General features: G+C 31.2%; 9 protein-coding genes. 3 read left to right on the plus strand and 6 right to left on the minus strand.

Annotation, left to right across the window (positions count from 1 at the left end):
* Positions 1-358 precede the first annotated feature (358 nt).
* On the minus strand, positions 359-2,761 hold the full coding sequence (gene lon, locus HMPREF9630_RS07940; protein WP_009527982.1) for an endopeptidase La: 2,403 nt from the start codon (positions 2,759-2,761) through the stop codon (positions 359-361).
* Between the two features lie 383 nt (positions 2,762-3,144).
* On the opposite strand from lon, the gene metF reads away from it, so the two are divergent.
* The 3 genes from metF (at position 3,145) to HMPREF9630_RS07955 (ending at position 7,192) form a co-directional block, all read left to right on the plus strand.
* Entirely contained in the window at positions 3,145-4,014 is an 870-nt protein-coding gene (gene metF / locus HMPREF9630_RS07945; RefSeq protein WP_009527983.1) for a methylenetetrahydrofolate reductase [NAD(P)H], read from the plus strand.
* A gap of 133 nt (positions 4,015-4,147) precedes the next feature.
* Positions 4,148-4,795 (plus strand): vitamin B12 dependent-methionine synthase activation domain-containing protein, encoded by a 648-nt coding sequence (locus tag HMPREF9630_RS07950; RefSeq protein ID WP_009527984.1) that lies wholly within the window; start codon positions 4,148-4,150, stop codon positions 4,793-4,795.
* A gap of 6 nt (positions 4,796-4,801) precedes the next feature.
* The gene (locus HMPREF9630_RS07955) at positions 4,802-7,192 is read left to right on the plus strand and encodes a homocysteine S-methyltransferase family protein (RefSeq protein ID WP_009527985.1); all 2,391 of its coding nucleotides are present in this window, start codon (positions 4,802-4,804) and stop codon (positions 7,190-7,192) included.
* A gap of 186 nt (positions 7,193-7,378) precedes the next feature.
* Here HMPREF9630_RS07955 and HMPREF9630_RS07960 read toward each other — a convergent pair whose 3' ends face one another.
* The 5 genes from HMPREF9630_RS07960 to galE all read right to left on the minus strand — a co-directional run bounded on the left by HMPREF9630_RS07960 (position 7,379) and on the right by galE (position 13,171).
* Entirely contained in the window at positions 7,379-8,362 is a 984-nt protein-coding gene (locus tag HMPREF9630_RS07960; RefSeq protein WP_009527986.1) for a hypothetical protein, read from the minus strand.
* Between the two features lie 253 nt (positions 8,363-8,615).
* Positions 8,616-9,725: an aldose epimerase family protein gene (locus HMPREF9630_RS07965; RefSeq protein WP_009527987.1), complete on the minus strand. Its 1,110-nt coding sequence runs from the start codon at positions 9,723-9,725 to the stop codon at positions 8,616-8,618.
* A gap of 24 nt (positions 9,726-9,749) precedes the next feature.
* Positions 9,750-10,919 carry a galactokinase gene (locus HMPREF9630_RS07970; RefSeq protein WP_009527988.1) on the minus strand — a complete coding sequence of 390 codons (1,170 nt, stop codon included), beginning with the start codon at positions 10,917-10,919 and terminating at the stop codon, positions 9,750-9,752.
* Positions 10,920-11,903, minus strand: coding sequence for a galactose-1-phosphate uridylyltransferase (gene galT, locus HMPREF9630_RS07975; protein WP_009527989.1), 984 nt, complete (start codon positions 11,901-11,903; stop codon positions 10,920-10,922).
* Between the two features lie 287 nt (positions 11,904-12,190).
* Complete coding sequence (gene galE / locus HMPREF9630_RS07980) at positions 12,191-13,171, minus strand: UDP-glucose 4-epimerase GalE (RefSeq protein WP_009527990.1); 981 nt, start codon at positions 13,169-13,171, stop codon at positions 12,191-12,193.
* Positions 13,172-13,280: the final 109 nt, after the last annotated feature.

Raw genomic sequence — 13,280 nt, forward strand, 5'->3', positions numbered from 1 at the left:
ACAGTTGATATATAATTTATTTATAATGTTTCTGCTAATATATGTATGTTTGAACTATTGCTTAATAGAACAACCAACACAAGTATATAAAACAAAATTATATTGAGAAATAAACACTATCTAAAAAATGCAATTTTATACTATCTTCTAATAAAATTATGGATAACTTGTATAATTATATAATATCAATATACATAGTCTACCAGAAAAATTAATTATTATGATTTTTCATTATTCTATAAGATTGTAGTATTAAAAAATAAAAAATACATTCAATTTTAGAATGTTTATTAAATTGCTGTTTAATTAGATAATAGTATAAAATTATTAGTGGAGATAATATCTCCACTAATTGTATTTATTTTTCAAGGTTATTTTTTGCCTTTGAAGATTTTTTTGAGTTTGCAGAGATTTTTTTGATATCTTGTTTTACCAAAGCTATATCAAGCACTTGTTTCATATCTTCTGCAAGCGTGAATGTCATCTCATCTCTTATTTCTTTAGGCAAATCTTGAAGGTCGCTTTCGTTTTCTTTTGGAAGTAATATATTGTATATTCCTGCTCTATGAGCGGCAAGCAATTTTTCTTTTATTCCGCCTACAGGAAGAACTCGTCCTCTAAGTGTGACTTCACCTGTCATTGCTATATCTTCTCTTACTCTTATATTTGTGAGTGCGGATAGTATAGCTGTTGCCATAGTGATACCTGCTGACGGTCCGTCTTTTGGGATTGCGCCTTCCGGTATGTGTATGTGAATATCTTTTGTTTTGTAAAAATCTTTTTCGATAGGATATTCATCACTTATTGAACGCACGTAGCTTAGAGCGGTTTTTGCAGATTCTTTCATAACATCGCCTAATTTTCCGGTAAGGTCTATTTTTCCTGTTCCGTTCATAACATTTATTTCTATGGATAGTGTATCACCGCCGACTTGTGTCCATGCAAGACCTCTTACTATACCTACTTGAGGTTTTTTGTTGGCAAGTTCGTATTTGAATACAGGTTTACCAAGATAAGTTTCAAGTTCGTCCATAGTTATAGTGACTGATTTAAGATTAGGGTTTTCTACTTTTTTTCTTGCAACTTTTCTACATATCCTTGCTATTTTTTGCTCTAAGGCTCTTACTCCTGATTCTCTTGTGAAGGTTGAAATTATTTTTTTCAAGACTTCATCAGAAATTTTTATGAATTTTGGCGTAAAATTATGCTCTTTTAATTGTTTAGGGATGAGATATTTTTTTGCTATTTGGAGTTTTTCCATCTCTGTATATCCGCTTAGTTGTATGATTTCCATTCTGTCTATGAGTGGACGTGGTATGGAATCAAGAGTGTTTGCTGTAGTTATAAAAAATATTTTTGACAAGTCGAATTCATATTCCAAATAGTGGTCTATGAAATTTTTATTTTGTTCAGGGTCTAAGACTTCAAGCATAGCGGATTCGACATTTCCTTTGAAGTCGGCACCCATTTTGTCAATTTCATCGAATAATATTACAGGGTTGTTTGTTTTTACATTTATCAGTGCATTTACTATTCTTCCGGGGATTGCACCTATATATGTGCGCCTGTGTCCCCTTATTTCCGCCTCATCTCTTACTCCTCCAAGTGATATTCTTGCGAACTCTCTGTTGATTGAGTTTGCTATGGATTTTGCAATAGATGTCTTACCTACACCGGGAGGACCTACAAAGCATAATATAGGAGATTTTAAATTGGATGACAATTTTCTGACAGCCAAGTATTCGATTATTCTGTCTTTTACTTTTTCTAAACCGAAGTGGTCTTTATCAAGTATCTTCGCACAATTTTTTAAATCTATTTTTTCTTTTGACGAATTGTTCCACGGCAAGTCAAAAAAAGTTTCAAGGTAGTTTCGTGATACTTCTGCATCTGCACTTCCTCTATGTTCACGCTCTAATTTTGATATTTCTTTGCTTATCTTTTCACGTATTTTTTCAGGTATTTCAAGAGATTCCAGTTTTTTTCTGAATTCTTGTGTATCAGTTAAGTTATTGTCTGAATATTCTCCGAGCTCTTTGTTTATAGCTTTTATCTGTTCTCTTAAATAATAAGTTTTTTCAGATTTGGTCATTTCACGTCTTACACGTTGATGAATTTTTTGCTCCAATTTTACAATTTTATTTTCACTGGCTAAAATATAGTGGAGCTTTTCAAGTCTTTTGTCTATATCTATTTGTTCCAATAACTCCTGACGTTGTTCTGTCGTAAGGAGCATATGTGCGCATACTATATCACAGAATTTTCCCGGTAGAGGAATATCATTTAATATTGATATTATTTCAGGGGCAGTTCTTGAACCTATGCTCACATATTCTTCAAATAAATCGGCAATACCTCTCATCATAGCTTTTTGCTCTAAGGTAGCATCTTTTTCGTCATCTTTGAGTATTTCGATTTCAGCTTCAAAAAAAGGAGCATCGTCATAAAACTTTTTTAAACGTCCTCTGTAACTTCCTTCCAATAAAACTCTCAACACGTTGTTAGGCATTCTGATTACCTGTTTTATGATACAAACAGTACCTATCGTGTTTATATCTGCGACGTTTTCAGGATCGTCTTTTTCCATATCGTGTTGAGTTGTTGCAAAAATTAATTTATTATCATCAAGTGCGTCTTCTATGCTTAGCACGGATTTTTCTCGTCCTATATCAAAATGCACTGACATATAAGGAAATATAGTCATTCCTCTTATAGGCACTATCGGCATTTTTTGTAAGTTTGTTTTTTTTGTTCTTGGCAAATTAATGTCATTCCTTTCAGTACAAAAAATATTGCTTAATATTTCGAAGTACATTTTAAAAGTATTATATCATTTATTAATACTTTGATATTTTAGAAAAATATTCAATAAAAACGGACTTTTTATAAAAAATATTAAAAGAGTTTTTATTTTTAATATACATTCTAATTATATCAAAAAATAGATATTTTGTAAAAATTTTAATTATTTTATACCCCAAAAAATGCAATATTAAAAGAATGTGGTCAATATTATAGAGTATTATAGATAAAATTTATAATCGATTATAGGATATTCGAAAGCGTAAAATACGCTATTTTACTATACAAGATGACATTTTATGTTATAATGTTTTAATCAAAAATAGAAATGGAGATATAGTGATGAAAATAAGCGATATATTAAGTAAAAACAAGATAAATTTATCTTTTGAAGTGTTTCCTCCTAAAAGTGACGTTGCGCTTGGTGCGGTAATGGATACTGTAAGAGACATAGCTGATTTAAAACCGGCATTTTGTTCTGTTACATACGGTGCTAACGGTGGAACGAGCGAAAATACGGTCAAAATAGCAAGTTATATCGAAAATGAATTGAATGTGTGTGCTTTAGCGCATCTTACTTGCGTACTTTCAAGCAAAGAAGATATTGATGAAAAATTGCAAAAATTAAAAGAAAACAACATAGATAACATACTTGCTCTAAGAGGCGATATAATAGATGAAGAGTTATTTAAAAATAAAAAAGACTTGATACATTCATCCGAGCTTATGAGTTATATCAAAGACGACTATGATTTTTGCATAGGAGGAGCTTGTTACCCTGAGGGACATCTGGAGAGCAAAAGCAAGGATGAAGATGTGGAATATCTTAAACTTAAACAGGATTTGGGAGCGGATTTTTTGACAACTCAGATGTTTTTTGACAACAATATTTTTTATAATTTTATGTATAAATTGAGAAATAAAAATGTGAATATACCGATAATACCAGGAATAATGCCTGTAACCAATGTAACTCAGTTAAAAAGGATAAGGCAATTATCAGGAGCGCAGATACCGCCTAAATTTTTATCAATAGCCGATAAATTTAAAGATGATGTGCCTGCTATGAAACAAGCCGGAATAATATATGCCTGCAATCAGATAATAGATCTTATATCAAACGGAATAAATCATATACATGTTTATACTATGAATGACTCCGATATAGCAAAGCGCATATCCGACAACTTGTCATATATACTTGAAAAATAGCAAAATGCAATAAAATATATAAATATTTTATGAATATGAGTGTATAAAAATAAAAGCTCTTGTGTTAAAATAATCCAATACAACGTTTAGTTATAGATTAATATATTGATTAGAAAAGTATTACGAGGGAGATATGGATATACTGCTTGACAAATCCGAAATAAGAAGGTATGCGGGATATAAAGAAAAATTCAAGATAATACCTGAAATAGAAGAAAAAATAGACATATTAATATCTGAAATTAAACAAAAAGCGAGAGTAAAATACACTTATGAAATATTTGACGTGAGCATTTTGGGAGATGAAGTAAAATTTGCCGATATTACTTTTAAGAGCAGATTTTTAGCAAAAAATCTGAAATGCTGTGACAAGATTATACTGCTGGCGATAACTCTTGGTAATGAAGTGGATTCTATGATTAGGAGATACTCTACTATAGACGGTACATCTATGATACTTGTTCAAGCTATAGCGGCAGAATACTTGGAAAAATATATAGACGAGATAGAAAAAGAAATACTGTCTAAAATTGACAAAAAAGTATATTTTAAACCGAGATTTTCTCCGGGATATTCAGACCTTGACATAGTACACCAAAAAGATGTTATAAATATATTAAATGCGACAAAAAAAATAGGTCTAAGCACGACATCGAGCTATATGCTTACACCTGCCAAAAGCGTTACGGCAATAATAGGAATAACGGATACAGATTATAAAAACGTCAAAAACAAATGTAGTTATTGTATGCTTACAAATTGCAGTATGAGAGAAAAATAAAAAGAGGTGTTTAAAATTAAATTTAGAGATCTACTTCGAAAAGAATTGATAATATTAGACGGTGCTATGGGAAGTGTTTTGCAACAAAAAGGCATGCAGGCAGGAGAGTTGCCGGAAATATTAAATATCACAAATCCTGAATTAATTCAAGATATAAATGAAGCCTATTATAAAAGCGGTGCCAATGTGACATACACCAATACATTCGGTGCAAACAGACTGAAATTTGAAGGTAGTAGTTATGATTTTAAGGAAATTATAAAAGCTGCTGTAAAAAATGCACAAATAGCAAGAGAAAATGTAAAAAATGACAGAGAAAAATTTGTAGCTCTTGACATAGGTCCATTAGGCAAACTCTTAAAGCCCATAGGAGATTTAGAGTTTGAAGATGCAGTGGATCTATTTAAAGAGATGATAGAAGCCGGAGTAGAAGCAGGTGCAGACCTTATAGCAATAGAAACCATGTCGGACACATACGAATTAAAAGCTGCTGTAATTGCGGCAAAAGAAGTATGTGATTTGCCTATAATAGCAACTGTAGCATTTTCAGATGACAAGAGATTGTTAAACGGCGCTGATGTAAAAAGTGTGATTGCACTTTTAGAGGGATTGAGAGTAGATGTGCTTGGTCTTAATTGTGGATTAGATCCAAGAAATATAGACGATTTGGTAGAAGAATTTATCTCTTATTCATCCACTCCGATAGCTATTAAACCGAATGCCGGTATTCCTGAAAATGTAAACGGAGTTATAAAATTTAATTTAGAGCCTGACGGCTTTGGAAAAATTGTCGGTGATTTTGTTGAAAAAGGTGTGATGTTGGTAGGGGGATGTTGCGGTACAACACCTGAGCATATAAAGAAATTGTATGAATATACAAAAGATAAAAAAATATGCGAACAGACATTTAAAAATCATACTTTGATAAGTTCATATACAAAATGTGTCGTATGTGATAGACCTATAATAATAGGAGAAAGAATAAATCCTACAGGAAAAAAATTATTGAAACAAGCACTTATGAATAAAGATTTTTCGTATATATTAAAAGAAGCTGTAATACAAGAAGAGAATAAAGCTGAGATACTCGATTTGAATGTCGGTATGAATGATATAGACGAAGAAGAAATGATGATAAAAACTATAAGAGCTGTTCAGGAAATAAGCACATTGCCACTACAAATAGACTCTGCAAAAATAAATGTAATAGAACAAGGTCTTAGAATATATAATGGAAAAGCCATGTTAAATTCAGTAAACGGAAAAAAAGAATCCATGGAAAAAATATTTCCTCTTGTCAAAAAATATGGAGCCGTAGTTGTAGCACTCACATTAGATGAAAACGGTATACCGGAAAATGCAGAAGGCAGATACAAAATTGCAGAAAAAATAGTAAAAACAGCAAAAGAATATGGAATAGATAAAAAAGACATAGTAGTGGATCCACTTTGTATGACGATAAGCTCAGATAAAAATGCTGCAAATGAAACGCTTAAAGCACTTGATTTAACCAAAAAAAATCTTGGAGTAAAGACTACTCTCGGTGTTTCAAATATTTCGTTTGGTTTACCACAAAGAGAATTGATAAATCATACATTTTTTTCTATGGCATTAAAAACAGGATTGGATTTTGGAATAATAAATCCGTTAGCTGAAGATATGATAAGAGCCTATGATGCACACATGGTGCTTGTGGGATTGGATGAAAACTCACTTAATTATATAGCAAAATATTCACAGGCAAAAAAAGAAACTCAAGCACCAATAAAAAATCAAATGACTCTTTGTGAGTCTATAAAAAAAGGTCTTAAAGAAGACAGCTTTATGATAGCAAAATATATGTTAAGTGATAAACAACCGCTTGATATAATAAATGAAGAACTAATTCCGGCGCTTGACGAAGTAGGTTTGGGGTTTGAAAAAGGAACTGTATTTTTACCTCAACTTATGATGAGTGCAGATGCTGCGTCAAGAGCATTCGATGCATTAAAAGAAAAATTAATATCTTTGGAAGATAAAAGCAAAGAAAAAGATAAAATCATACTTGCTACAGTCAAAGGAGATATTCATGATATAGGGAAAAATATAGTTAAAGTTTTGCTGGAAAACTACGGTTATGATGTTTATGATTTAGGAAAAGATGTAGATTATGATACTATATTGGACACTATTGTAAAAGAAAATGTAAAACTGGTAGGTTTGTCGGCACTTATGACCACAACTGTGGACAATATGCAAAAAACAATAGAGCTTATAAAAGAAAAGACGCCGAAAACTCAAATAATGGTAGGAGGAGCGGTGCTTACCAAAGATTATTCTATGAAAATAGGAGCGGACAGATATTGTAAAGATGCAATGGAATCAGTAAGATATGCAAAAGAAGTGTTTGGAAAATAAACGATTAAAAAAGCGACTTTTATACTTTTATCTAATGAAATGCAGATGTTTTTTAATATAATTTTCAAATATATTTTGCTCGGGGCACTTTTTTATAAATACCTGCAAAGCAGATATTTATAAAAGCTTTAGCAATCCCGCTGGCAAAACAATTTGAATACATCTTAAATTCAATAGAGTTTAGTATTAAAAGTCGCTTTTTCTTTCCAATGTCATAACTATTTGACTGTATTTTTCTTCAAAAGACTGATAGTATTGTGGGAATATATTTCCTATAAGATTTTCCATAAGCAATCTCGGTTTTGCTCTATATCCAAATCCTATTTTTTTTGCAACTTTTTCCTGGTGTTCATCTTTTATGGAAAAAGGTAATATTATATGGACTTTTCCACTGAAATTACCGGCTATGTCACGTATGCCTATATATAGTTTTGTCAATGTTTCATCGTCTAAAAATTCAGCAAATCCGTTACACGAAACAATAAGATTTTTTTTACCTTTACAATCCTGCTCATATAATTTTTGTTCGAGATAATCAAATATGGAAATATTGTATCTTTTTGTATTGTTATTTTTTTGGCATAATAAGTCACAAAGAATTTCATTATTATGAAGCCATTTTGAACTTATATCTATATTTATTATCTCGTTGTCTGTAGGAATATATTGTTCTTTGCAAAGCTCTTGCATACGATCTGCTATTCTGTTTATTTCCAAGCCGTCAAATCCACAACCGCTACCTATATCCATAAAAACAAACGGCTCTTTATAATCTGAAATATATTTTTTAAGTGTATATCTTATTGTAGATTCAACCGCCACACGTCGCCAAGTTATAGGAGGAGCGACTATTTTAAGTAATTTTGCGTCAAAAGATGTACCGAAAAAACTGCTTTGCGGAGTGCTTAGTAGAGAATATAAAGTTACTTCTTCAGTTCCCGGGCATCTTGACATAATATTTCCAAGTGTACTCAAATTTACCAAGATATTACCTGCAATAGTTAATTTTGAAGTTCTTTTCGGTAAGTCTTTTGTTTTATAACTTGTCAGTTTTATAGTATTATCATCTTTTTCAAAATATAAAGAGTGATCTTTTATATACATATATTCCCATATGGATTTTTCGTTAGTGACGGTTTCCCAAGATTTATTAAATTCTGTATTTTTCATGGCATAACACCAATGTACAATGTAGACATTATCCTTTCTTTTATTTATACTAAAACTTATTTAATCAGGTAATAGTATTATATCCTCAATAAACTGATGTTGGATTTTTTATAGCTTAGTAAAATATATATAATTATATTATTTGCTTTAGTAATTCTTATTAGTGTTCAATTTGTTACCATGATGTTTTGATTAAAAAATAAACAATTAGTAGCTACTTAAATATATTGAGTACTAATAAGGTAATCCATTTTTACAGCTTTGTCAAGTTTTCTGTTATTTTATAGCAAATATTCCTTGAATAATCATGGTTTGAAAATATTTTTGTGGATTCAAAATTTGGCGTATTTATTGCATTAGGAGCAAATTGAGGCTCTATACATACTCCTGCATACTTATTATAAACATTATTATATTTTCCTTTTATATTATCTATAAAATTACCTGTGTATAATTGAAAACAAGGTGCATCGGAATATATTAAAAGGTTCAGTGAATTTGATTCGTTTGCTATTATTCCGTTTAATATGAAATTTACATCCGATATTTCCTCTATATCCGTTTTATTTGAAACAGATATTTTTAAAGCTTCAAATTCAATATATTCAGATTTTTTGTCCAATACAAAGTTGTGGTCATATCCTCTTGTAAAACTTAATTGTTTTGAATATTTATCTAAATTTTCGCCTATTTGTACAATATCTGTGAAGTCAAACGGTGTTTTTTCTACGCTTAAAATTTCTCCGCTTGGTATATAGCAGTCAGAATTTGTATATAATTTGGAGTTAAGTATAATTTTATGAGAGAGTATATCTTTTTTGCCACTTAAATTGAAATATGGATGCGCTGTCAGGTTTGCTATAGAGTCCATATCTGATTTATATGTGTAATTTATAATTAAACTGTCTTGTGTAAGCAAAAAAGTTGCAAATATGGTAAGATTTCCGGGATATCCGTCATACTCTTCTTTTTGTACGAGTTTGATTACAAGTTTTGCATATGAAGTATGTGTCTGCTCAGAAATTACTTCCCATATTTGTTTGTGCAATCCGTTTGAACCGCCGTGAAGATGATTTTCGCCATTGTTTTGTTCTAATTTATAGATGGTATTGTTAATCGTAAAAAGTCCTTTTTCTATTCTGTTGGCACATCTTCCTATAGTTGCTCCGAAGTAATTGGGATTATCTTCATAATCTGATAGCTTATCATATCCGAGCACTATGTCTTTGCCTTTATATATAAGATTTTTGATTATAGCGCCATATTGTATTATATGGGCGCTGATATTTTGATTAGACAGTATATACTCATATATATCTTGATTAGATGAGGTCTTGCCGAAAAGTTTTTTCTCGATATTCATTTCTTCTCCTGTTTTTACGTTATATTAAAATATTTCTCTTACGCCGTCATCTACATCAGCTATTATAAATTCTCCGTCTAATCCGGTTTCCTCTTTATATTTTGCAGAAACTTCTTTTATGAATTCATCTATTTTATTTTCTTCTACTATGGCTATACAGCAACCGCCAAATCCTGCGCCTGTCATTCTTGCGCCTACACATCCTGTTGCAGAGTTTGCATATTTTGTCATTGCATCAAGATATGGTCCTGTAACTTCATATAACTCTCTTAGAGAGTTGTCGGATTCTATCAATAGTTTACCAAGAGTTTTTATATCGTTTGAAGACAGTGCTTGTTGTGCTTGAATAACTCTTTTGTTTTCTTCTACAACGTGTTGAACGCGCTTTCTTATTGGGAGCTCTATCAATCTGTTAATTAAATAAAAATCTTTTTCTTGTAATTCGCATAAGTTGTTTATATCGACAAATTGCTTTAAAATTGAAAGCCCTTCGTCACACTCGGCTCTTCTCTCGTTATATTTTGAGTCTTTGAGTTCTCTCCTTTTGTTTGTGTTAAGTATCACAATTTTATAACCTTTTAATATAAAAGGATTATATTCATATTCTAAAGTATCTGTATTTATTAAAACAGCATTATCTTTTTTCCCTATGCCTATTATGAATTGATCCATTATTCCTGAATTTATGCCTATAAATTCATTTTCTGCCAGTTGTCCTATTTTTATAAGCTCTAAAATAGGTATGTTATTGTCATTATATAATGTGTTTATAATTTGTCCTATGAGTAATTCTAAGCTCGCTGATGAACTAAGTCCGGAGCCGTTTGGTATATTGCCGTATATTAAAAGGTCAAAACCTCCTATTTTATATCCTTTTTGCTCTATATATTTTACAACGCCCATAACATAGTTTGCCCAAGTATTTTCTGTTTTGTATGAAATAAAATCATCTTTTGTAAGAGAGTATGAAGGCTTTATGTTTAAGCTTGTAATGTTGAATTTTTCATCGTCATTTTTTCTTGCTATACCGTATGTTCCTATGCTGATTGCACATGGCAATACCTTTCCTCCGTTATAGTCTATATGTTCTCCTATTATGTTTATACGGCTTGGAGAAAAAAACTTGTGTATTTTTTGCTCGTTTGAAGGAAATAACTCATTAAATTGTTGTAATAAATTCTGCGTTATACTCATTTATAAGCTCCTTTTATATTTTTCATATGCTTGTTGTAATTCTATTGCTGTTTCTTCCGGTATTCTCGGATTTGTTTTCGCCCATGCGGCTGTTTCTGATGAAGCATTCCATTTTATAGAGTTTTCGCCTCTTAAAGGAGGGAAAAATTTTACATGGAAGTGATAGTAGTCATTCACATCAGTGTAGTTTTTATCGTTAAAAGGTGGTTGATATATCCCCATCATATATGGAAATATTTTATTAAAAAGTGTATCAAAAGTGCCTTGCATATGTTTTATTATGAGTGCGAAATCATATTTTTGTTTATCTGAAAAATCTTCTATTGTGTTTAGATTATCAGCTTTTGGCACTATATAAACACCGTATGGGTAATCTGTATAAAATGGTATGAAAGCTACAAAAGAGTCATTTTGCATTATTATTCTTTTGTTTTCCTTTAACTCTTCATCTCTTATTTTTAAAATAAGAGATTTATTTGTTTGCTGATAATATTTTTTTGAATTTTCCAATTCCACTTTTATTCTAAGAGGTACAAAACCGTAGCCGTATATTTGTCCGTGTGGATGAGGTTGTGTAGTACCTACTTCTTTACCTCTGTTTTCAAATATAAGCACATGTTTTATATGTTCGTCTTTTTTCATGGCGGTAAATCTTTCCTGCCATAAGTTAACAATTTTAAGAACGTGTTCATCGCTTAAATCATAGATAGAATCATTATGATTAGGCGAGTATAATATTACTTCAGCCTTTCCGAAAGATTTAGCGGTTTTGTAAAAATCTGTGGATATATCATCAGGTTCATCAGGTATAGGTTTCATACTCGGCCAGTCATTTTCATACATAAGGACATCGTAGTTATCCGGTACTTTTCCTGAACCTATACAAAATGCACAGTAATCTTTGGGCATATCCGGTCTGCTTTGTCTGTTGCCGGCAACTATTGTCCAATCGTCAAGTAATGGGTTGTAACGAAATTCTGCCATAAATTCTCCTTGCTTATTAAGAAATTTTTGTAATGTATATTTATTTTTGTATTTATAAAAAGCTATAAATATTTAGCTATTTGTATCTTTAATAGTCTTAATTTCAGATGTATAATATGTGAAATAAAAAATATTTGCGTTTTTTAATCATGAATACCAATATATAATAGCATAATAGATAACTTATATGAATGTTCATAAGTATTGTCATAGATTATAAAACTTGCACAATACTATTTTTCTATTAGTCTATTAATTTTTAGTATGAATTTTGATAAAAATATTGTCTAAAATCCGTTTGGATGTTTTTGGTGAAAGTTCCAAGCGTCTTGGATAATTTTTTCTATCTGTGGATATTTTGGAGCCCAACCTAATTGCTTTGATATTTTTTCAGAAGAGGCTACAAGTTTGGCAGGATCGCCGGCTCTTCTACCCTCAAATTTTACTTTTATATCATAACCTGTTACTTTTTTTGCAGCGTCTATTACCTGTGAGACTGAGTATCCAAGTCCGTTACCGAGGTTATATACTGTGCTTTCATCTCCGTTTAATAGTGATTTTACAGCAAGATAATGTGCTGAGGCAAGGTCTTCTACGTGTATATAATCTCTTATACAAGTGCCGTCAATCGTATCATAATCATTCCCGAATACACTTATATATTCTCTTTTTCCAAGAGGAACTTGAAGTATTAGAGGAATCAGATGAGTTTCTGTCATATGTGCTTCTCCAAGAACTCCTTCAGTATCTGCACCGGCTGCGTTGAAATATCTAAGTGCAATATATTTTATACCATATGCTTTGTCAAACCACTTCATCATTTTTTCCATAGAAAGTTTGGTTTGTCCATAGGTGTTTGTAGGATTAGTTTCATCATCTTCTGTTATAGGAATGTTTTTAGGCTCGCCGTATGTAGCGGCTGTAGATGAAAATACTATTTTATTTACCCCGTTTAGACGCATTTCTTCAAGCAGACAAGCTGTACCATATAAATTGTTGTCGTAGTATTTGAAAGGATCTTGCATACTCTCACCGACAAGCGATGAAGCGGCGAAATGTATTACAGCATCTATTTTATTTTCTTTAAATACTTTGTTCATAAATGCCCTGTCACGAATGTCACCTTGATAAAATTTATCGGATAATACTGCCTCTTTATGCCCGGTTATAAGGCTGTCGACAATAATTACGTCCTCAGATTGTTTAAGTAATAGTTTTTGTACATGAGAACCGATATATCCGGCTCCTCCTGTGATTAGAATAGACATATATCCTCCTGTTTTTGTCGAAATATTAAAACCATGAAAAAATATTATAGCATATATTTTAATATGGTTTTAATTTATATTATAATTTTTAAAAATTAAAAACACTTTT

Source organism: Peptoanaerobacter stomatis, assembly GCF_000238095.2.
In the GTDB taxonomy this organism is placed as follows: Bacteria; Bacillota; Clostridia; order Peptostreptococcales; family Filifactoraceae; genus Peptoanaerobacter; species Peptoanaerobacter stomatis_A.